This is a genomic window from Marinobacter sp. DUT-3, from assembly GCF_050379435.1.
Taxonomy (GTDB): domain Bacteria; phylum Pseudomonadota; class Gammaproteobacteria; order Pseudomonadales; family Oleiphilaceae; genus Marinobacter.
The window spans coordinates 874,846-897,044 of record NZ_JBNRMG010000001.1; the positions used below are offsets into that span (position 1 = coordinate 874,846).

A 22,199-nucleotide genomic window follows, 5' to 3' on the forward strand; every position below is an offset into this window, starting at 1 on the left:
TTTACGGACCCAAGTGGATACCCCGTCCTTTTTTTCATGAAGACAGGTTCTTCGCGAATGGTAACGGACTGCCTCTACAGGACCTTTTGTCAGCTTCGACTGAATACGGGTACCGATATGAAGAAGCTCCTTACCTCTTGTTTTCTGCTATTCACGCTGCTCAGTACCGCTTCTGCGGACCCCTTGCGGCTAGTCACCTCAGGCAACCTTGCGCCCTTTACCGGAGAAGAATTGAAGGGCCGTGGCATGATTGTTGAAATCGTGAATCGCGTCATGCCGGAAGCCGGTCTGGAGCATGAAGTCGTGTTCCAGCCTACCTGGAACGCCCTGCTTTCCGACACCGAAGAAGGACATTACCAGGCAACGTTTCCCTGGTACTTCAATGAAGACAGAGCCCGGCGGTTCCTCTACACGGAACCCCTGATGTCGAATTACATCGTTCCGTTCGTCTTGACCGCCGGCAAAGTCCGGACGACGGAGCTGGAAGGGCTCGCCGGACATCGTTTCTGCCGCCCCCAGGGTTACTTCATGCACGACCTGACCAGTTTACTGCAGCAGCCCGGTACCACCCTGGAACAACCCGAGACCCTGACCGACTGTTTCAAATTATTGAAAGCCGGTACGGTGGACGTCATTCCCGTGGACATTTTCTCCGCCAGGAAAGCCATCGATACGGTCTTTGAATCCCCGAACGCCGTGCGTCGACTCAGCTTCGTGTTCTCGCGCCAGAAAATGCACATCCTGATCCCCAAACAGGCCCAGGGCGCCCAGGAGCTGGTGGACCGAATCAATCTCGCCCTCGCCAAACTGGAACTGCGTGGCGTGCTGCAATCCATTCGAGACATTCATGCGAACCGGTTTCTGAGGCAATACCAATGAGTCGCGGGGTGCCCCGAGTAAAGACACCATTGCGTATCGGTTTTATTCTGCGCGAACACTTTTCCATGGTTACCTTTACCGCCGCCGTTGATACGCTGGTTACGACCAATCTCATCACGCCAGAACCGGTGTTCGAACACTTCACTATCGGCATCGGAAGCCGAACCGTGCTCAGCGACCTTGGCATCGAGGTGTCCACAGGAACCACTCTGGATTCCTTGATGGTCAAACCCGGGCAGGTCGATATGTTGATTGTCTGTGGCGGCTATCGCAGCCAGCTGGGCCCGGAACCGTACCTGCTCAACACACTGAGGACAGCCGATCAAAAAGGCATTCGTTTGGGCGGATTATGGAATGGAGGTGTGTCCCTGGTTCAGGCAGGCCTGATGGAGCACCATGCCTGTGCCCTGCATCCGGACAACCATGCCTATGTACGCGAAAACTTCCCGAGCGCGAAGGTGTCCACCAATGCTTACGAGATCAAGGGCCACCACGCCACCTGCGCCGGCCCGGTCAGTGCGTTGGAGATGATGCTGAAGTTGATTGGCGAACTGCTGCACAACCCACACATCGTGCGGGCAGTACGCGAAATCCTGAGCTGTGATCAGGTTGCCGAGCAGGTAGGCCCAATGCCACTGAACATGGGAGACGACCCTACCTTTCCGGAAGCATTGCAAACCCTGCTGGCGCTGATGCGGGCCAACATCGAAGAACCACTCTCCCTTCTGGAGCTGGCGGAATGCGCCAATATTTCCCGGCGACAGGTGGAGCGCCTGTTCCAGAACCACCTGGATACTTCGCCTTCACGCTACTACCTGGAACTCCGGCTGGTTCATGCCCGGCGCCTGCTCATGCAAACGAACCGGAGCATCCTGAACATTTCCCTGGCAAGCGGCTTTGTCAGTAGCAGTCACTTCAGTAACTGTTTCAAGGACTACTACGGAATAACGCCATCCGAGGCACGGCACACCCGGTAATAATATTTCCAGGCAGAGATCGTGGCGTGCACCAGGCTTCTGTCGCAAATTCTCGATCCAATGTCGTGCCCGAGCAGATCAACATTCGCCATCGGTCCTACTATCCCACTCAATAACCCACGCCTGATCCATCAGGTCCGTTTTCACTACCGGGAATCTCAGCCATGTTCAGCAAAACAAAAACGCTTTCTTCATACGACGACACTCTCTGGGCGGCCATGCAGGACGAGGCGGCACGCCAGGAAGACCACCTGGAACTGATTGCTTCCGAGAACTACACCAGCCCCGTGGTGATGGAAGCCCAGGGGTCTTGCCTGACCAACAAGTACGCCGAAGGTTACCCAGCCAAACGTTATTACGGTGGTTGCGAACACGTCGATAAAGTGGAGCAGTTGGCCATCGACCGTGCCAAGGCCCTGTTTGGTGCCGACTACGCCAATGTCCAGCCCCACTCCGGTTCCCAGGCTAACGCCGCCGTCTACATGGCGCTACTGAACCCCGGCGACACCGTCCTCGGTATGAGCCTGGCCCACGGCGGCCACCTGACACATGGCGCCCATGTCAGCTTCTCCGGCAAGCTCTACAATGCCGTGCAGTACGGCCTGGACGAGGCTACCGGTGAGATCGACTATGACCAGGTGGAGGCGCTGGCGAAGGAGCACAAGCCAGGCATGATTGTCGCTGGCTTCTCGGCCTATTCCCGTACTGTCGATTGGGCGCGTTTCCGTGAGATCGCCGACGCGGTCGGTGCATATCTGATGGTGGACATGGCGCATGTTGCCGGTCTGGTCGCCGCCGGTGTCTACCCCAACCCGCTGCCTCACGCTCACGTGGTTACCACCACCACCCACAAAACCCTGCGCGGTCCCCGTGGCGGCCTGATCCTGTCACAGGGCCAGCCGGAACTGGACAAGAAATTCAACTCCGCTGTTTTCCCGGCCGGTCAGGGTGGCCCGCTGATGCACGTCATTGCCGCCAAGGCAGTGGCCTTCAAGGAAGCCGCCGAACCCGAATTCCAGGACTATCAACAACAAGTTGTGCGCAATGCCCAGACCATGGCCGGGGTATTGATCGAGCGCGGTTACGATGTGGTATCCGGTGGTACCGAAAACCACCTGTTCCTGCTCAGCCTGGTCAAGCAGGGACTGACAGGAAAGGAAGCCGATGCGGCGCTGGGTGAAGCGCACATCACCGTGAACAAAAACGCCGTACCCAACGACCCGCAATCGCCGTTTGTTACTTCCGGGCTGCGCATCGGGTCACCGGTTATTACCACTCGCGGCCTGAAGGAGCCTGAGTCTTTCCAATTGGCCGGATGGATCGCCGATATTCTTGACGCCTTGCAGGATGGCGATGCCGCTCCGGTTATCGCGGTAGTCCGGGAGAAGGTCCATCAGTTGTGTCGGGATTTTCCGGCTTACGGTTAAGGAGAAAGATACCTGTGGCCATCAGTCTTTTTGATATGTTGAAAATCGGCATCGGCCCATCGAGCTCCCATACCGTGGGTCCGATGCAGGCGGCTCGTCGGTTTGTCCGGGGTCTGAAAAAAGCCGGGGGGCTCACCGACGTCACCCGCGTCGACATTCAGCTGTACGGCTCACTGGGTGCGACTGGCAAAGGTCATGGCACCGGCCCGGCAGTGCTGCTCGGGCTTGAGGGCCACAGCCCGGACACCGTCGACCCCGCCATTCTGTCCCCCCGAACGGAGGAAATTCGCAGCCAGGGAGAGTTACGTTTGCTCAGAGAGCATCCCATTGCCTTCGATGAAGCAACCGACCTCACCTACCACCGCAAGGAAACCCTGCCCTACCATCCGAACGGCATGATGTTTACTGCCCTGGATGGGAAGGGCGAGGTGGTGCGCCAGCGCACCTACTATTCGGTAGGCGGCGGCTTCGTGGTTGATGAAAAAGCCGCCGGTGCGGACCGGATTGTGGAAGACAAGACGCCTCTGCCCTACCCGTTCAAAAGCGGTAACGACCTGCTGCGCCAGTGCAAGGAACACGGGCTGGCCATCTCCGACCTGATGATGGCCAACGAACAGGTGTGGCGCAGCGAAACCGAGATTCGGGAAGGTATCCTGCACATCTGGCAAGTAATGCAGGAGTGCGTGCAGAACGGCACGACCAACGAAGGCATCCTGCCCGGCGGGCTCAAGGTTAAACGGCGAGCGGCGAAGCTCTACGCGTCGTTGATGGAAGTTGACCGCATGGACCTGATCACACCCTCCCTGAGCGCCATGGACTGGGTCAACCTTTATGCGCTGGCGGTGAACGAGGAGAACGCGGCCGGTGGCCGCATGGTGACCGCCCCCACCAATGGCGCTGCCGGCATCATACCGGCGGTGCTGCATTACTACTGGAACTGGTGTCCCAATGCCAGCGAGGACGGTGTCATCCGCTTCCTGTTGACGGCGGCGGCCATCGGTATCCTGTTCAAGGAAAACGCCTCGATTTCCGGTGCGGAAGTAGGCTGCCAGGGTGAAGTCGGCTCCGCCTGTGCAATGGCGGCAGCGGGCCTGGCCGCCGTAACGGGCGGTACGCCGGAACAGGTCGAGAACGCGGCGGAGATCGGCATGGAGCACCACCTTGGGCTCACCTGCGACCCCATTGGCGGGCTGGTTCAGGTGCCCTGTATTGAGCGTAATGCGGTCGGGGCGGTCAAGGCGATCAACGCCGCTGTGATGGCGCTGAGGGGCGACGGCGAACACTTTGTATCGCTGGACAAGGTCATCCGGACCATGCGGGATACCGGGCGGGATATGCTTGATAAATACAAGGAGACATCCCGTGGCGGCCTGGCGGTCAATGTCATTGAATGCTGACGACTTCTCCGCTCCCACCCACTGTCGCAAATCTTCACCCGAATGTCGTGAGCGAGCACGTGACGGGACGTTGGTACGCATACCATCCATTCAATCCGTCCCGCATTAATTACCGGGACACGTCTTGAAAACGAGCGCCGATTCCAAAGGCGTGACCAGCAGCTTACCCAGAGAGACGGTTGCCACCGAAGAGGACCTAACAATGCAGAAATATTCCGGATTCGGACTGCTGAAACATTCCCTGACCCACCATGAAAACTGGCAACGGGTGTGGCGCAATCCCAAGCCGAAAAAGAAATACGATGTCATCATAGTTGGCGGCGGTGGCCATGGTCTGGCGACGGCCTACTATCTGGCCAAAGTCCACAACATCACCAACGTGGCCGTCGTCGAAAAGGGTTATCTGGGCGGTGGTAATACGGCGCGGAACACCACCATCGTGCGCTCCAACTACCTGTGGGACGAAGCAGCGCTGCTGTACGAGCATGCCATGAAACTGTGGGAGGGCATGTCCCAGGACCTGAACTACAACGTCATGTTCTCACAGCGCGGTGTACTGAACCTGGGTCACACCCTGCAGGATATGCGCGACATCCAGCGCCGGGTGAACGCCAACCGCCTGAACGGCATCGACAGCGAGGCGCTGGACACCCAGGGCGTGCAGGAAATCGTGCCGATACTGAACTGCTCCGCCAACGCCCGCTATCCGATCCTCGGTGCTTCCTGGCAACCCCGTGCCGGCGTGGCCCGTCATGACGCAGTGGCCTGGGGCTATGCCCGCGCCGCCGATGCCATGGGCGTAGACCTGATCCAGCAGTGCGAAGTGGACGACATCATCACCGAAGATGGCGCTGCCATCGGCGTGAGCACCAAACAGCACGGGACCATTTACGGCGATCGTATCGGCTGCGTTGTAGCCGGTAACTCCGGCGTACTGGCCAAGATGGCCGGTTTCAATTTGCCGATCGAATCCCACCCGCTACAGGCGCTGGTATCCGAACCGATCAGGCCAATCCTGGATACCGTGGTCATGTCCAACCAGGTCCATGGCTACATCTCCCAGTCCGACAAAGGCGACCTGGTGATCGGAGCCGGTATCGACGGTTATAACGGTTATGGCCAGCGTGGCTCTTACTCGACCGTCGAGCACACCCTGCAGGCCATCGTCGAAATGTTCCCGATGTTCAGCCGGGTCCGGATGAACCGACAGTGGGGTGGCATCGTCGATACCTGCCCGGATGCCTGCCCGATCATCTCCGATACTCCGGTTGAGAATCTCTTCTTCAACTGTGGATGGGGCACCGGTGGCTTCAAGGCGACCCCGGGTTCCGGTCACGTTTTCGCTGCCACCCTGGCGAAGGGCGAAGCCAACGAACTGGCCAAGCCATTCTCCATGTTCCGTTTCCACAACGGCGCCCTGATCGATGAACACGGCGCTGCTGGCGTCGCCCACTGACGGAGGACCATCCCATGTTTTACATTTATTGCCCCTATTGTGGCGAACATCGAGAAGAAGAGGAGTTCCACCCCAAGGGACAGGCCCATCTGTCACGCCCGGCCGATCCGGACGCCTGCAGTGACGAGGAATGGGGAAATTACCTCTACTTCCGCGACAACCCGCGCGGTTTGCACCACGAGATCTGGGTTCATGCCATCGGCTGTCGCAAGTTTTTCAACGCCACGCGCGACACCCAGAGCTACGAAATTCTGGAAACCTACCGGATGGGCGACGCACCGCGCGTTACCCAATTCACCGACAAGCAGCAGTCCTGAGAGGCGACGACATGACACAACCTAACCGTCTCGAACATGGCGGCCGAATCGACCGCAGCAAGAACCTGACCTTCGAATTCAACGGCCGCCGCTACAAAGGCTTTTCCGGTGACACACTGGCCTCGGCGTTACTCGCCAATGGGGTCGATGTGATCGGGCGCAGTTTCAAGTACAGTCGCCCCCGCGGCATCGTCGCCGCCGGTGCCGAGGAACCCAATGCGGTATTCCAGCTCGGGGCCACCGAAGCCACCCAGGTACCGAACGTCCGCGCCACGCAGCAGGAACTGTTTAATGGTCTGGTCAGTCAACCCACCAGTGGCTGGCCAAACCTGCAGTTCGATTTCCTGGGCGTTTTCGGCTCTATCCTCGGTCGCATGCTGCCCCCCGGCTTCTACTACAAGACCTTCATGTTCCCCCAGGCTGCCTGGGAAACCTATGAAAAATACATCCGCAAGGCTGCCGGACTTGGCCGTTCCCCGCGTGATCCGGACGTCGACACATACGACCACCTGAATCAGCATACCGATGTACTGATCGTCGGGGCCGGGCCCGCCGGACTGTCGGCCGCCCTGTCAGCCGCCCGCTCCGGAGCACGTGTGATCCTCGCTGACGAACAGGCCGAGATGGGCGGCTCTTTGCTCGACGGCCGCGACACCCTGGATGGCAAACCTGCCGGCGACTGGGTACGGGATACCCTGAAGGAACTGTCGGGGTATGACAACGTTCTGCTGCTGCCCCGCTCCACCGTCAACGGCTACCACGACCACAACTTCCTGACCATTCACGAGCGCCGTACCGATCACCTGGGCGACCGCGCCCCGGCGAACCAGTCTCGTCAACGCCTGCACCGGGTGCGTGCCAAGTGGGTGGTGCTGGCCACGGGCGCCCATGAGCGGCCGTTGGTGTACGGCAACAATGACCTGCCCGGATGCATGCTGGCTTCAGCAGTGTCGACCTATATCAACCGCTACGCCGTGGCACCCGGCCACCGGCTGGTACTGATGACCACCAACGACAACGCCTATCGTACGGCCTTCGACTGGCAGGACGCAGGGCGGGAAGTCGTCGCCATTGTCGACACCCGCGCCAATGCCGACGGCGCCTGGCAGGACGAGGCCAACCGACGTGGCATCAGGATACTCAAAGGCCACGCCGTCATTGACGCTCAGGGTAAGATGCGTGTGACAGGCGCGGTGGTCGCCGGCCTGAATGCTGACGGCACCCGGCTCACGGGTAAAGACCGGATACTGAACTGCGACACCCTGGCCAGTTCCGGTGGCTGGAGCCCAGCGGTTCATCTGTCCTGCCACACCGGCAGCCGCCCAGTCTGGGATGACGAGGTCATAGGCTTCGTGCCGGGCAAGACCGTTCAGAAGCAACTTACGGCCGGTGCCGTGACCGGTTGCTTTTCCCTTTCCGGCTGCCTTACCGACGGAGCCCGGATTGGCGCCGAGGCTGCCGCCAATGCCGGCTTTGAGGCGGAGCCTGCCGCTGTGCCGTCGGTCAGGACCCGACCAGAAACCCGCCCCATGGCACTGTTCTGCATTCCGCACCACAAGCCTAACAGTCGGGCACCAAAACAGTTTGTCGATTTCCAGACCGATGTGACCGCCGCCGGCATCGAGCTGGCGACCCGCGAAGGTTTTGAATCCATCGAGCACGTGAAGCGATACACGGCGATGGGCTTCGGTACCGATCAGGGCAAGCTCGGTAACATTAATGGCATGGCCGTCGCCGCAAAATCCCTGAACCAGTCGATTCCGGAAACGGGTACCACCATCTTCCGGCCGAACTATACGCCGGTCACCTTCGGCGCGATTGCCGGACGCCACTGTAACGACCTGTTCGAGCCCAAGCGGTATTCCGCCATGCACGAATGGCACGTCGAGCACGGTGCCCTGTTCGAAGACGTTGGCCAATGGAAGCGCCCCTGGTACTTCCCCAAACCGAACGAAACCATGCAGCAGGCCCTTGATCGGGAATGCCTGGCAACACGCAACAGTGTGGGCATTCTCGACGCCTCGACTCTGGGTAAGATCGACATTCAGGGTAAGGATGCCCGCGATTTCATTGGCCGTATCTACACCAATGCCTGGGCCAAACTGGCGGTCGGCAAATGCCGCTATGGCCTGATGTGTAAAGAAGACGGCATGGTCTTCGACGACGGGGTTACCTCCTGCCTGGCCGAGGACCACTTCCTGATGACCACCACCACAGGCGGCGCCGCCGGTGTGCTGGAGTGGCTGGAGTTCTACCACCAGACCGAGTGGCCGGAACTGGAGGTCTACATGAACACCGTGACCGACCACTGGGCCACCATGACCATTGCCGGACCAAACGCCCGCAAACTGTTGTCCGAACTGACCGATGATATCGACCTGGACAAAGACAGTTTCAAGTTCATGGACTGGCGTCAGGGTACAGTGGCGGGCGTACCGGCCCGGGTGTTCCGGATTTCCTTCACCGGCGAACTCTCCTATGAAATCAACGTGCAGGCGAACTACGGCCTGTATGTATGGGAGAAGCTGTTCGAGCACGGCGCCAAGTACGACCTGACACCCTACGGAACCGAGACCATGCATATCCTGCGTGCCGAGAAAGGCTTCATCATCGCCGGTCAGGACACCGACGGATCCGTTCACCCCTACGACCTCGGCATGAGCTGGGCCGTGAAGGAGGACAAGCCGTTCAGCTTCATTGGCAAGCGTGGCATGAAGCGGGAAGACTGCGTACGGGAAAACCGCAAGCAACTGGTCGGTCTGAAAACCAAAGACCCGAGCATTGTATTGCCCGAAGGCGCCCAGGCCGTGGACAACCCGAACCATCCGAAACCGGTACCGATGCTGGGGCACGTTACCTCCAGCTATTACAGCGCCAATCTTGGTCGCTCAATTGCCATGGGCGTGATCAAGAACGGCCACAAGCGAATGGGGGAAACCGTCCACTACCCATTGGTCGACGGCCGGGTTGTCGAAGCAGAAATCTGTAGCACTATCTTTTTGGATCCGAAGGGGGAGCGTCAAAATGTCTGAAGCAATCAACAAGGCGGTCCCTGTGTCGACCCAGGTAGCCATCATGGAGCAGTTGCCAGAGACCGGGATTCCAGCGCGTAGCCCGCTGGCACACCAGGCGCAAACCGCGTCCAGGACAACACCGGAGAACCCGGGGGTGTATCTGTGGGAATCCGCCCTGAAGACTCACCTGGCCCTGCGGGGAGACGCCAATAACGCCGACTTCGCCAAGGGCGTCGAGGCGGCCACCGGACTGGCGCTACCTGAGGTGTTGCAGAGCAACCAGAACAGCGAATGGGCCCTGAGCTGGATCGCACCGGACGAATGGTTGCTGACGGGACCGGGCGATCAGGCATTGGCCATGGAGATGACACTGCGCGAGCAGCTTAACGGCCACTATGCGGTGATTAACGTCGGCGGCGGCCAGACGCTGGTGCGGTTGGCCGGTTCCAGGGCCCGCTCGGTACTGATGAAGAGCTGCCCTTATGACGTGCACGACCACAACTTCCCGGTCGGCAAAGTCGTGACCACAGTGCTGGCAAAGTCCCAGGCAACGCTTCGCCGGGTCGGCGAGGACGAGTGGGAACTGGTGGTACGCCGCAGTTTCGCGGACTATGTCTGGCGCTGGCTGGTTGACGCCAGCCAGGAATACCGCCTTAGCCTGAGCCAACCAGCACAAGGCGCCTCCACAAGCCGTTCTGGCCGGACCCAGGCGAGCCCGGTTGAAATCTGAGGGTATAGTCAATGGCCATTAAAGAGAAACTCTGGATCCTGACGGCTCAATGTCCGAGCCGTCTGGGTACGGTCGATGCCGTCACCCGCAGTCTGGTCGAAAGTGAGAACTACATCGTGGCGTTGAACTCATTCGACGACAAGGCCACGGAAAGTTTCAGCATTCGGGTGGAGTTCCGGCCGCTGGGAGGCGAAGCCTCTCTGCAGCAATTCCGCGAGATCCTGGAACCCCGTGCAGCAAAGTTCGACATGCAGTGGCAGTTGACAGCGCCGGAACACCAGACCCGTGTCGCCATCATGGTCTCGAAATACGACCATTGCCTGAACGATCTGCTTTACCGCTACCGCACAGGCGAACTGGCGATCGACATTCCCCTGATCATTTCCAATCATCCGGACCTCCAATCACTGGCGGATTGGCACGGTATTCCGTATTTCCACCTGCCAGTCACCCCGGACACCAAGCCTGAGCAGGAGGCCAGGGTCTGGGAATTGATTAACGAGCATCAGTGCGAGTTGGTTGTTCTGGCTCGCTACATGCAGGTGCTGTCGTCGGAGATGGCCGCACGGCTCGACGGCTGGGCGATCAATATCCATCATTCATTGCTGCCGGGCTTCAAGGGTGCCAAACCCTACCACCAGGCCTGGGCCAAGGGCGTCAAGCTGGTGGGTGCGACGGCGCATTACGTAAACGATGACCTGGATGAAGGCCCCATCATTACCCAGGGCGTGCAGGCGGTGGATCACAGCCATTATCCGGAAGATCTGGTGGCAAAAGGCCAGGACGTTGAAAGCCAGACTCTGGCCAAGGCGATACGCTATCACATTGAAAAGCGGGTATTCCTGCACGGCAACCGGACCGTTGTGTTTCCGGACTGAAAGCGTGTGGTAATGCAGAACAGAAGAATGGGGCTGAAGTACTTCAGCCCCATTCTTCACAACCGGTCCATACCCCATGGACTGAAAGCAGGTCCGTTACCCATTTCTGGAACACCCGAACCCGTAACGGAACGTTGCGTCGACTCGGATACAACAAAGAGATTGGCAGCGAAGGCGCTTTGTAGGCGTCCAGTACCTGGACGAGTGTTCCCTCTTCAATAGCCTGTTCAACGTCAAACCTCGGGATCTGGATAATGCCCATGCCGGCTTTTGCGCTGGCGATATAAGCCTCCGCGTTATCCACTGTGATCTTGCTTTGCATTTTCACGATCCGTTCCCGCTCTCCGTCGAGGTATTCCCATTCCGCAGCCAACGCTGGCAGGTTGGCTGAATAATTTACGAGTACGTGTTCCGCGAGATCGTCCAACGACTCTGGCATCCCGTACTGCGCCAAATACGCCGGACTGGCACAGTTGATAACTTCAAGATCCCCAAGTTTCCGGCAAACCAGTTCCGAGTCCGGCAGGTGTCCCACTCGAATAACGCAATCCACACCTTCAGTCAGCATATTGATGATCCGGTCATTCATGCTGAACTCAAGCTGTATCAGAGGATTCTGCTCCAGGAATTCAGGAAGGGCCGGAATCACAATTCGACGCCCAATCCGGCTCGGGATATCCACGTGTAACCGCCCTTCTGCCTGCTGCGGCTCATGGCGAAACATCGACTCGGCTTCCTCATAGGTCTCAACCAGCGAACGGGCTGCCTCTAGGAACTGCAGCCCGTCCTGAGTCGGGGCCACCTGCCGGGTGGTACGCTGCAGGAGCTGGGTCCCTAACCGATCCTCAAGGGCCTGGATGGTAGTGGAAACGGTCGATCGGGGGATGTTTAGCGCATGAGCCGCTCGCGTGAAATTCCCGCTCTCCATCACCTGAATGAAAATCTGTACCTGGCGAATTCTGTCCATGTGGTTCCATTGTTCGATTTTCCCGACATCTGATGTTCTGAATGCCTTATTTATTCAGATCCACATACAGACTAGCCTGATTGCGAACTCGGCGGGAAGCCCCGCCTCTCGAACGCAACACAGAAAGGGAGAACGGTCATGTCCAGAAACAGTATTCAAGGCAAAGTGGTTCTGATTGCAGGTGGCGCCAAAAACCTCGGGGGGCTCCTGGCAAAGGATCTTGCCGGCCAGGGAGCAAAGGCCATCGCCATCCACTACAACAGTGACTCAACCCAACCTGCCGCCGAGGAAGTTGCATCGGAAATCCGGGCTTCGGGGGCGGAAGCCGCGATTTTCCAGCAGGATCTCACCAAAGCAGCGAATGTCGAAAAATTGTTTGCAGATACCGAGGCGGCACTGGGCAAGCCGGATATTGCCATCAATACCGTCGGCATGGTTCTGAAGAAGCCCATGGTGGAAATCAGCGAACAGGAATACGACACCATGAGCGCCATAAACGCAAAATCGGCGTTCTTTTTCCTCAAGGAGGCGGGCAAGTCACTCAACGACAATGGGAAGATCTGTACCATCGTGACTTCCCTTCTGGGTGCCTACACGCCCTTCTACTCCGCTTATGCCGGCCTGAAAGCCCCGGTGGAACACTTCACCCGCGCCGCTTCCAAGGAATTCGGTGAACGCGGCATTTCGGTCACAGCCATTGGCCCCGGCCCGATGGATACGCCGTTCTTCTACCCGGCAGAAAGTGATGAGGCAGTAGCCTTCCACAAAACGGCGGCCGCCCTTTCACCCTTCTCCAAATCCGGACTGACGGAAATCGAGGATATCGTCCCGTATGTCCGGTTTATGGTGTCAGAAGGTTGGTGGATGACCGGTCAAACCATTCTGGTCAATGGCGGCTACACTACCAAGTAAGCCTACAAGCGAACGGAGGCGGAGCCACCGCCTCCGCATTCATTTGTGACTGTGGAGAGCTCGCACAATGCACACCTTTCTTGTCATTCTTGGTGGTTTCGTATTACTGGCACTCACGGTATTTGGTGCCAGAACCATGGACCGAACGTTCAGCGCAGCACTGCCGCTCTACCTGGTGGTCTGGTTTGTGTTGGCAGCGCTTAATATGGGCGTTGGCGTTTATCACGCTGGCTACTCCTTTATGGAGGAGCTACCCATCTTCATCGTCGTATTCGGCCTGCCCGCAGCCACGGCGGTTATTCTGGCGAGGAAGTTCTAGGGGCGTTGCCCGGTTCAGGAACTGATATGACACCATCTTTCCTTCATCGGATTGTGCCAACCGAGGCATTGAGAAAACTTGAAGGTGAAGAAACACCCCGTGTAACCAACATGGAGTTGTTCTTCGACCTCGTCTATGTATTTTCCATCATCCAGCTATCCCATTATCTTCTCGCCCACCAGACAGCTATTGGCGCACTGGAAGCCTTCACCCTGTTTGCTGCGGTCTGGTGGTCCTGGAATTACACCGCGTGGGCAACCAACTGGGTCAACCCCGACCATCTGAGCGGGCGCATCCTGATGATTGCGCTAATGGCCTGCGCGCTGGTGATGGCGATCGCCATGCCCTCTGCTTTTACCGCCAGAGCCGGCCTGTTCGTCGGCGCATACGTTGTGATGGCGTTGTTGCGGGCAGCCTATATGGCGTTGGTGTTTCGTGGAACGCGCATGGGTCGTAACTATGCGCAACTCGGGCTGTGGAGCGCCCTCTCCTCGGTATTCTGGATTGCCGGAGTGATCTTTCCGGAATGCCGCCTGGTTCTTTGGGTCATCGCCGTGCTGGTGGATTATGCCGCGCCTTACGTTGGCTTCTGGGTGCCAAGGCTGGGGGCAACGCCTATGGGAACCTGGCCCTTGCGCGGCCTTCACCTCCTGGAGCGAAATCAACAGGTGTTCATTATTGCCCTTGGCGAGTCGATCCTGTTGCTGGGCGGATTACTCTCAGGGCAGACGCTGACACCGGCCACCGTAGTGGCCGGTGTCCTTGGTTTTTCGATGATCGTGTCATTGTGGTGGCTGTATTTCGTATATGCGACGGAAACGGGCGAGCGCAGCTTCTCCAGTGCATCCGACCACACACGCCTTGCCCGGTCTGGTCTGGCCTACGCTCACGGGATCATGGTGTGCGGCGCCATTACCATGGCTGTTGCCATCGAAGAAATCGTCGCACATCCGATTGCGGCCATGCATTTACCGGCCATCGTCATTGCCATTGCAGGTCCGACCCTGTTCTTGATTGGGGGCATGCTCTTTTTCAGGGTGATGGCTCAGAAAATCCCCAAGGCCTACGGCATTGCGACAGTCCTGCTGATCGCGCTCGGTTACCTCGCGAGTGTATTGCATCTGCCAGGATTGATGACGGGAGGAGGGATTCTGCTGATCCTGCTGGTGCTTGCGACATTTATGCAGCTGAGATGTGAGCAAGATGACTGACCATTCAAAACCTCAAGAAGTCAGCTGATCCACAAAATCCGAGGCTTCCTGGCGTGTAAAGAAACGCCCTAACCGAACGAATCCGGAAATGACAGTGGCTTTGAGTTCAACAACATTGCTCGCCAGGTCCCTATTGGTTATCCATTCCTCGGGCAATCCATCAACCAAATGGAAGGGTGCAGGACGACCGTCGCGATATCGGGATATTTCTACCTGGCCGGTATAAGAGTCTTTAAAGGCTGGAACAAAACGGGCATGGGCGTTATTTTCGCTCAAACCGCCGGTTCCGGCGTATTGCTGATTCTCTTTTACCAAAAATGATGGACGTTGTTGGACTAACATCATGCCACCTTCTGGAGCTTAACGTTGCTGCTCTGAACTCCTTACCTGTAAATACATACGATTCCTTTACGCTTTTAACTTAACGCTTCTGCGTTGTTTATGAACTATTCAAAACGGATGGGACTGATCCTCTTTTGGCACCAATACCAAAGGAGTAGAACTGAGCCTCTTTGCCCGATTACGATCCTCCGATTTTGGGCAAAGAGGCGTTGATATCTGACCGACTCGAAAACTCAGGGACGCACCTCCAGGACAATATTGAACGGAGTTTCCGCTGCCCTTCGCACTTCGCTGAAACCTCCCTCTTTAATAACGGCTGAGAGCTTGCGTTCGCCCGCTTGGGCACCGAGTGCAAAGCCGGTCTGTTGTGCCAGGGCCGTGGGTACACAGATACTCGTTGAGGCCGCGTAGAACAGCCGCCCTACCGGGTTAAAGTTATCGCTCAGCTCATCCGCCGCCATGGGCTCCACCACCATCCAGGTGCCATCCGACTTAAGCTGATTCCGCACATGGGATGCAGTTCCGATCGGATCCCCCATATCATGCAACGCATCAAAACAGGTCACGAGATCAAAATCACCGCCGTCGAAGTCTGTGGCCGTGGCTTGCTCAAAGCGGACACGATCCGGGGCCAGACCATGTTCATCACGATGCGCATTCGCGGAATCGATAGACTCACCGTGAAAGTCGTAGCCAATAAACGTGGAATTCGGGAACGCTGCCGCCATCAATAATGTGGAATGGCCGTGACCGCAGCCGAGGTCTGCGACCCGCGCGCCAAGCTCCAGTTTTTCGACCATGCCATCCAGCGCAGGAAGCCAATGCTGAACAAGATTATGGACATAGCCCGGGCGGAAGAACTTGGCGACCGCACAGAACATACAGTGGGCCTGATCGCCCCAGGCTACCCCCTCACCGGTACGAAACCCTTCACTCACCCTGGGCTCATTCTCGAAGGTGGTGAAGGCATTTTCGAAGCCCCCGATCATGTAAACCGGGCTGTCCTCGTCAGCGAAGACCATGGCTTGTTCCGGAGGCAACCGGAACCGTCTGGTTGATCGATCGTATTCGAGATAATTCGAGGCTGCGTGATGCGCCAGCCATTCGCGCAGATAACGCTCGGAATAGCCGGTCCGCTCGGCGAGTTCCAACGAGGTTGCAGGTCCCCGGGTCTGTAACTCGCGATACAGTCCCAGCCGGTCGCCGATCTTGACCAATGCGGCGCTGTATGCACCGCCCAGATCACCAAGCACCTGCCCCACAAAGGCATTCAGTTTATCTTCATCAAAGGCTTGCATTGCTTCCATCAGATTTCTTCCATGTCAGGTAGAGGTTTGAAGTTGTCCCTGTGGACATGCTTATGATGGGAGCATCGGTATTCTGGCTGAATGATCATTCGTCCAGTGTTATTGACTGAAATACCGGATCTTCGGCACCGACCGCTCACGACGCCAGGCGGCAGGCGATAGGCCTACGGCGCGTTTGAATGATCGGCTAAACGCCTCTTCGGATTCGTAACCCACTTCACCGGCGATGGTGACTATTTTCGCGTTGGTTTCGACCAGCAGGTTGGAAGCGACCTGCATCCGCCAGCTTCTGAGGTATTGCATGGGGGGCTGTCCGACCAGTTCCACGAAGCGGTCCTGTAGCGCGGATCGGGAAAGGCCGGCATGGCCGGAAAGCTTTTCCAGCGTCCAGGCGTCAGCCGGGGACCGGTGCATCAACCCCAGAACCCGACCAACATGACGATCACGCAACCCCGCCAGCCATCCGGTCTGGCTTTCCGGCATTTTGCTGAGGTAAAAACGGATCAGGTCCACAAACATCATTTCGCTCATACGCTCAAGGATCGCTTCACCACCTGGTCTTTTTGAGCGCGACTCGGCTTCAACCAGTCTGGCAAGCTGTCCGGCCCAGTGACCGTCAGTCAACTCGTTGGCACGAGCGTGCATCACTCTTGGCAATGCGGTCAGCAACGGGTTGAATGGCCCCTTGTCGCAACCCAGAAAACCACAGAGCAGCACTGCGCCAGAGGTACTATCCGGCCCTCGTTCTGCCGCTGTTGCAGGCCGAGCCCGAAAGTCGTCCTCCTGGCAGAGCATGAACGGCAATCCCGAACACTGTTTCAGCGTAGCAACCAGATATTCGAGATCCGGTTCCGCTCGCAGTCCCGGGATACTGGACATCACATGAGGATCGCCGTGAGGAAAGAGGATCACATCCCCTTCATTCATTTCAAACGGTGCCTCGCCCGTTATACCGGCCCAACAAGATCCCTTTAACACCACGTGATATTCCATCATGTGTTCGGAAGCCGGCATCACGGCATGGGCGATCAGATGAGCGGCCGGTGCCTCGGTGACCCAGGCGCCGACACATTCGACGTGGAAAAATAATGCTCCGCGCAAACGGATACAGCGCAACAGGCCGGAGAGCGTATCTTCATTCATGGCGGCTGCACCGTTAGATGAAAGATAGTCCGGGTTGCTACCGCAACCCGGATACTGTTCTGCTTAATCCTCTTATTAAAGCCAGAAAGCCGCTGAATAACCAGAAGATCGAATGACGCATCTGGAACGAGGAACGTCATCTATTCTGTAATTGGCCAAACAGAGAGTCGCTGTATATGCTTAATAAAGGCGTACGAAAGGAGGAAACACTATGCGTTATATCGCTGCACTACTATTTGGTCTGTTCCTGGCCGGCACCGTGGCAGCTTCGCAGTGTCCCGGTCTCGTTGCCAAGGTGGATTCACAACTAGAGTCTGCACAAGAGCTCGACCGGGAAACCGTCGATAACATCAAGGCGCTCCGTGATCAGGGCCAGACCCTGCACGAGCAAGGCAAACACGATGAGTCAGTCAAGGTCCTGAAAGAGGCTCTGTCAATGTTCCCTGAATAACCCTGAGCGCCCTGTGTCGTATCTTAACGAACGAGGTGGGAGGTTAATCTCCCACCTCTGCTTTTAGCGATTAAAATCCCAACTCAATCCCCACATTCAGACGGCTCCGATCCCGGAATCGACCCAACTGCCCCTCCCTGTCACCACTGAATAGGTCTACGCCTGCGTTAAGTTGCACATTCGTTGTAAGCTGATAATCCGCACTTAACTGCCACAGGGCGTCTCGATTTTCGAAGCTATAGATCAGAAGCGATTCCAACTGGACAACCTGGTTCATGAAATCGCGTCGAAGCAGCAATGTGGCGCTTTCTTCCGTGCGCGGGACATCAAGACCTTTATCGCGAACCGACTGGAAAAACTGTCCGCTTAACAGTGTGTCCGTCAACCCGCTGTAGTCCAGGCCCAGAACATAACTGAGTTCACCGGTAGACTGGAGGCCATGCACAGATGAAGCGTATTTTCGTTCTGATTCATATCCGGCTTCCAGCCTGAAGGTGTAATCCCCAAAGGCATTGGCGGCCGTTATTCCAAACAGGTGGGAGCGGTTGTAGCTGGCCAGAATCGCCTGTTCCGAAGGATCAATGGTAATGATCGGGTCGTCGATGGTGTGGTACAGATAGTTGAGAGTGAGATCCCACCCATTCCAGTATCGCCCAAGGCGTGCACCGTAATCGCTCTCGCTGAATGCCTCTGGTCGGTCAACCGTTAGTGTGCCTGCCCCATTGAAGGGGTCATCCAGCAATGCAAAGGCGGCTCCCGGTTCCGGTGCCTCGGTGACGGTACTGTCTGGTACCCACACCAACTGCAGGCTCCATGAGTCCACGGGTATTTCAACCTGGGCGCTCCAGAGGGGGATGCGTCGGTCTTCCATCTCAGGAAGGATAAACTCACGGTGATTCAGTGGATTAATAACGTCCAGCACGCGCAGGCCATCGGCCTGACCCCAAACGATCTGCTGTTTACCAATGCGGACAAAGGTGTTGCCCAGGTAGTCATCCACGAACAACTCCCGCAATTCGAGATCCGTGTGGTTGTCAGGGAAGATGCGACGATTAATACCTGATCTGAAAGGCTGTGCCGGCCTACCCGGCTCAAGCTTGTCCTCAAGATCCCAGCGCGCAAGAAGTTTGGCGGTCACTTTGGTACCGCCGTCAAATCGAGCCGTTATCTCGGGTTTTATCGCCAACTGGTTTGTCTGCCATTCGCCGGTGTTTACTTCGTAGCCTGAATTCCACTGGCTAATCCCGCTAAAGCCGACGTCTACCGCCCATAGCGCCTGTGACATCAGGGTCATGACCATGAACGCAAAAATCTGGCGCCTCATATCAGTACCCTCGTTTCAATGCGTTCTGTTCGAACAGTCTGGGAGGTACAGCGGCGTCATAGTCAGTATTGCTGAACAGTATCCGCGTTTGGTGGCCGGTTTTGTGATTCTTTGCCTCGATCTCTTCAACAGACCATATGCCATCTATATTGACAATTTTCCTGGTATGAATGGTTTTCAAATGGTTGCCGGCAACATCCCAGTAATCTGACAATCGTGGCATCCAGACTTCGGGATCGATTCGTAACAGCACCTTGCTGTAACCAAGAACCGAAGCGACTTCCGAAGAAGCGGGCCTGGCTTCGATCACCCAGGTATGACGGCCATCCACCTCCTCTTCACCCACCAGTGTAAAGTGATAGTCTTCCGCAGAGATCTTGCTCTCTTTCTTGATTTCTTCGTAAGTGAAGTCAGTACCAAGGAAATAGTCCCCCCTGTCCGATGCCGAAATCCTCCGAACCTTCCGCAACGCAGGAAGGTAAAGCCATTGGTCGTCATCCCGGGCATTATCGGCATAGTCCCATGTCAGAAAGGCAGTCCCTTTGACGTTAACAGGGCTGGTATAGAAAATGACGGTCTTCTTGGTATCATCGAAATATCTCCGAAACGCCACCGTTTCCTCGACCCGGGTATTGCCGCGGCGGTCGGTTAACTCGATTCGCATTTCCCGGTAGACGGAATCGCCTTCGTCCCGGGCATTCAGCTGTTGAATAACACTGTCACCGCTTGGTGCCTCTTGTGCGGACGCCAGCTGGGCACCAAACGCCAGGGCAATGAGCACCAATGCAAGTGCAGCGCCTCGCCACTTGCTTTGTTTTTGCCCAAACAGGAAGGCGGGTTTGAAGACCAGGGCAATGGCGGGCAGCAGCACCAGGCTGGAAATGAACGCGATACCAACGGACATTGCGACTAACAGCCCGAAGTTAACCAGTGGCGGTACCTGGCTGGTCATCAATACGCCAAAACCAAGCCCTACCGCCAGGAAGTTGTACCAAAGTGCACGTCCGGAAAGCTGGAACACTGACTGGATTCGTTGCTGCACCGTTGTATCGGATTGCATGCTCAATACCTCCTTCAGGCGATCGAGTGTGTAAATGGCGAAATCGACGCTCAGACCAATAGCGATAGCTGCAAACATGGAAGTGCCAACGCCCAGCCAGATCTCCGTTACGCCCATCACGGCATAAACCGTCAGGATGGCCAGCCCCACCGGTACGGCAGCCATGACACCACCGACCAGAGACCGGAAGAGAAGGGCCGCCATAACGAGCACGGCAATAAAGGCCGCCATCACACTGTTGAAGTGACTGGCGGCAATGCCTTGTATCCAGTGAAAGTCCACGTTTACACGCCCGCTAATGTTGGCGCTGACGCCGGGTTCCGAGAAGTGCTGTTCAAGGTAGGATTCCAGTCTGGGAATCAGCTCCCTGGACGTGAGATAGGACCCTGTGGAGAGGTTCGCCCGCACCAGGGCAATTCGGCGTTCAGGATCAATTTTGTCCTCGAAATCGGTGGGAGAGGCGGAAGCTGTATACAGCAGGAACAACTGGGCAGTCAGATTTGGGTCATTGGGGATACTGTAATACTGGTCATCCCCTTCATTGACTGCTTTGTGCATCTGCTGGATGTAGTCGACTATGGATGTCGAACCATGGATCTCCGGCTGCTGCTCAAGGAAGTGCTGCAGGTTCCGGATGCGGTTCAACACCTCTGGCTTGTACAGTCCGTTGGCATCAGAGGTCTCAATCACTACGTCCAGGTAATAGCTTCCATCCATGCTGGCGTTGATGGCTTTGTCGGCTTGATACAAAGGCTCGGACGCCTGGAAATTTTCGATACGCTCCTCATTGATAACGACCTTGCTGCTTCCAACCACGCCGATCGCACCGATCAGGACAGCGACCGCCAGCGTGACCCGTGGCTTTTGCGTTCCCAGTACGGAAAGCGTTCTGGACAGAAGGCTTGGCGGTGCCATGTTATGGGCAACCTTGATGCGACGGCTTGGCTTCAACTTTAGAAGGCTCAACAGGCAAGGTGTCACCAGCAGGCTTAACAGCCACGCGGCTATCACAGAGAGTGCGCCAAACACCCCAAAGTACTGAAGTGGTGGCATATCATTGGTGGGATAAAGCGCCAGAAAGCCTGCGGCGGTGGTTAGCGTCGTCAACGTGACCGGGCGCCAGACCCGCGCCACGGCATGGGCAATCACGCGATGGTGATCCAGTGACGGGTGGCTGACCATGGTGTCGTAGTATTCTGAGAAAATGTGGATGGAGTCCGCCACGGCGATCCCGATCATGCACACGATCAGGCCATTGGTGATGACGAAAAAAGACACACCGGAAACCGCCATCGCTCCCAGGCCCACAACCACCGTACCTGCCACCACGAAGTTGGGAACAAGCGCGGCCCTGGGTGTCAGGAATGCAACAATCAGAATCAGGGTAATGATCAGGCCGGCAAGTGGGTTCAGCCGTTTTGCATCCTGGTCGATATAATTGGAAAGATACCCGGCCACGGCCCCCTCACCGGCCACATGAATTTCGTCATTCGCCCCGGTCGGTGCATCTTCTACCAAAGCCATGATTTCGTCATAGGTGGCTTCCGCTTTGGTTTCATCCAATAGCTCAACAATAAGGAGCGTGGCGGTGCCATCCCGCGCCACCAGGCTTCCCTGAAAGAGCGGGAAGTCACTGACTGCGGCCTTGATCCAATCCGCACGTTGTTCGTCTACCGGGCCTTCGCCATAAAAGTCGTCGACCTCCATGCCGTCCTCGGTACCACGAATATTGGACTCGGTGGACAGGCTGGTAATCCGGTCAGGATCTACATTCGGCACCTGCTCAACTCGCTCCGTCAGCCATTTCACCAGATCAAGGCTTTGGGGGTTGAAGATCCCTGACTCCCCGTCATTCATAACCGCAATAACGATGGGATCCCGAAGGTTGAAAATATCTTCGACTTTTTCCCGATAAACGAGCGCTGGCTCGTCAGGGCTGATGAAGGCGTCAGCCTGTGTATTCTTCGTCAATTTCCCGAGCTGGCTGCCAAGGCCTGCCAGGATCGCTAAGGCAATGGTCAAAACAACCCATCGCCAACGGATAACGGTAAGAAAAAAAGCTTCAGCACGTGCCGATGTCTTACTCAT

The 22,199-nt window shown here is 57.0% G+C and carries 19 protein-coding genes; 13 read left to right on the forward strand and 6 right to left on the reverse strand.

The genetic code is table 11. The features are described from left to right. Positions 1–117: 117 nt before the first annotated feature. The 9 genes from ACQUWM_RS03925 (at position 118) to purU (ending at position 11,075) form a co-directional block, all read left to right on the forward strand. Positions 118–879: a substrate-binding periplasmic protein gene (locus ACQUWM_RS03925; protein WP_428921246.1), complete on the forward strand. Its 762-nt coding sequence runs from the start codon at positions 118–120 to the stop codon at positions 877–879. 8 nt (positions 880–887) lie between these two features. Continuing rightward, positions 888–1,856 (forward strand): GlxA family transcriptional regulator, encoded by a 969-nt coding sequence (locus tag ACQUWM_RS03930; RefSeq protein ID WP_428921247.1) that lies wholly within the window; start codon positions 888–890, stop codon positions 1,854–1,856. 164 nt (positions 1,857–2,020) lie between these two features. Continuing rightward, positions 2,021–3,283 carry a serine hydroxymethyltransferase gene (glyA, locus tag ACQUWM_RS03935; RefSeq protein WP_407000616.1) on the forward strand — a complete coding sequence of 421 codons (1,263 nt, stop codon included), beginning with the start codon at positions 2,021–2,023 and terminating at the stop codon, positions 3,281–3,283. Positions 3,284–3,297: 14 nt separating this feature from the next. Further along, positions 3,298–4,680 (forward strand): L-serine ammonia-lyase, encoded by a 1,383-nt coding sequence (locus ACQUWM_RS03940; RefSeq protein WP_428921248.1) that lies wholly within the window; start codon positions 3,298–3,300, stop codon positions 4,678–4,680. A 202-nt stretch (positions 4,681–4,882) separates the two neighbouring features. Then, a complete protein-coding gene (locus tag ACQUWM_RS03945) occupies positions 4,883–6,136 on the forward strand; it encodes a sarcosine oxidase subunit beta family protein (protein ID WP_407000618.1) in 1,254 nt (417 codons plus the stop codon). A 14-nt stretch (positions 6,137–6,150) separates the two neighbouring features. Next, on the forward strand, positions 6,151–6,453 hold the full coding sequence (locus tag ACQUWM_RS03950; protein WP_428921249.1) for a sarcosine oxidase subunit delta: 303 nt from the start codon (positions 6,151–6,153) through the stop codon (positions 6,451–6,453). Between the two features lie 11 nt (positions 6,454–6,464). Further along, positions 6,465–9,485: a sarcosine oxidase subunit alpha gene (locus ACQUWM_RS03955; protein WP_428921250.1), complete on the forward strand. Its 3,021-nt coding sequence runs from the start codon at positions 6,465–6,467 to the stop codon at positions 9,483–9,485. Continuing rightward, positions 9,478–10,197, forward strand: coding sequence for a sarcosine oxidase subunit gamma (locus tag ACQUWM_RS03960; protein ID WP_428921251.1), 720 nt, complete (start codon positions 9,478–9,480; stop codon positions 10,195–10,197). The genes ACQUWM_RS03955 and ACQUWM_RS03960 overlap by 8 nt, the downstream gene beginning before the upstream one ends. A gap of 11 nt (positions 10,198–10,208) precedes the next feature. Next, positions 10,209–11,075: a formyltetrahydrofolate deformylase gene (purU, locus tag ACQUWM_RS03965; protein ID WP_407000622.1), complete on the forward strand. Its 867-nt coding sequence runs from the start codon at positions 10,209–10,211 to the stop codon at positions 11,073–11,075. Positions 11,076–11,118: 43 nt separating this feature from the next. On the opposite strand, the gene ACQUWM_RS03970 is transcribed toward purU, so the two are convergent. Further along, entirely contained in the window at positions 11,119–12,042 is a 924-nt protein-coding gene (locus tag ACQUWM_RS03970; RefSeq protein WP_428921252.1) for a LysR family transcriptional regulator, read from the reverse strand. Between the two features lie 138 nt (positions 12,043–12,180). Between ACQUWM_RS03970 and ACQUWM_RS03975 the strand changes: the two genes are divergently transcribed. The 3 genes from ACQUWM_RS03975 (at position 12,181) to ACQUWM_RS03985 (ending at position 14,484) form a co-directional block, all read left to right on the forward strand. Continuing rightward, positions 12,181–12,954, forward strand: a complete 774-nt coding sequence (locus ACQUWM_RS03975) for an SDR family oxidoreductase (protein WP_428921253.1) — start codon at positions 12,181–12,183, stop codon at positions 12,952–12,954. A 67-nt stretch (positions 12,955–13,021) separates the two neighbouring features. Then, positions 13,022–13,273: a hypothetical protein gene (locus tag ACQUWM_RS03980; protein ID WP_428921254.1), complete on the forward strand. Its 252-nt coding sequence runs from the start codon at positions 13,022–13,024 to the stop codon at positions 13,271–13,273. A gap of 26 nt (positions 13,274–13,299) precedes the next feature. Further along, positions 13,300–14,484, forward strand: a complete 1,185-nt coding sequence (locus tag ACQUWM_RS03985; protein WP_407000626.1) for a low temperature requirement protein A — start codon at positions 13,300–13,302, stop codon at positions 14,482–14,484. 12 nt (positions 14,485–14,496) lie between these two features. Here ACQUWM_RS03985 and ACQUWM_RS03990 read toward each other — a convergent pair whose 3' ends face one another. The 3 genes from ACQUWM_RS03990 to ACQUWM_RS04000 all read right to left on the reverse strand — a co-directional run bounded on the left by ACQUWM_RS03990 (position 14,497) and on the right by ACQUWM_RS04000 (position 17,276). Further along, on the reverse strand, positions 14,497–14,829 hold the full coding sequence (locus ACQUWM_RS03990; RefSeq protein ID WP_407000627.1) for a hypothetical protein: 333 nt from the start codon (positions 14,827–14,829) through the stop codon (positions 14,497–14,499). A 230-nt stretch (positions 14,830–15,059) separates the two neighbouring features. Next, entirely contained in the window at positions 15,060–16,124 is a 1,065-nt protein-coding gene (locus tag ACQUWM_RS03995; RefSeq protein ID WP_428921427.1) for a class I SAM-dependent methyltransferase, read from the reverse strand. A gap of 108 nt (positions 16,125–16,232) precedes the next feature. Further along, entirely contained in the window at positions 16,233–17,276 is a 1,044-nt protein-coding gene (locus tag ACQUWM_RS04000; protein WP_407000628.1) for an AraC family transcriptional regulator, read from the reverse strand. A gap of 211 nt (positions 17,277–17,487) precedes the next feature. On the opposite strand from ACQUWM_RS04000, the gene ACQUWM_RS04005 reads away from it, so the two are divergent. Beyond that, complete coding sequence (locus tag ACQUWM_RS04005; RefSeq protein WP_407000629.1) at positions 17,488–17,727, forward strand: hypothetical protein; 240 nt, start codon at positions 17,488–17,490, stop codon at positions 17,725–17,727. Positions 17,728–17,797: 70 nt separating this feature from the next. On the opposite strand, the gene ACQUWM_RS04010 is transcribed toward ACQUWM_RS04005, so the two are convergent. Both ACQUWM_RS04010 and ACQUWM_RS04015 read right to left on the reverse strand, forming a co-directional pair. Then, positions 17,798–19,051, reverse strand: coding sequence for a DUF1302 family protein (locus ACQUWM_RS04010; protein ID WP_407000630.1), 1,254 nt, complete (start codon positions 19,049–19,051; stop codon positions 17,798–17,800). Between the two features lies 1 nt (position 19,052). Next, a complete protein-coding gene (locus tag ACQUWM_RS04015; RefSeq protein ID WP_428921255.1) occupies positions 19,053–22,199 on the reverse strand; it encodes an outer membrane lipoprotein-sorting protein in 3,147 nt (1,048 codons plus the stop codon).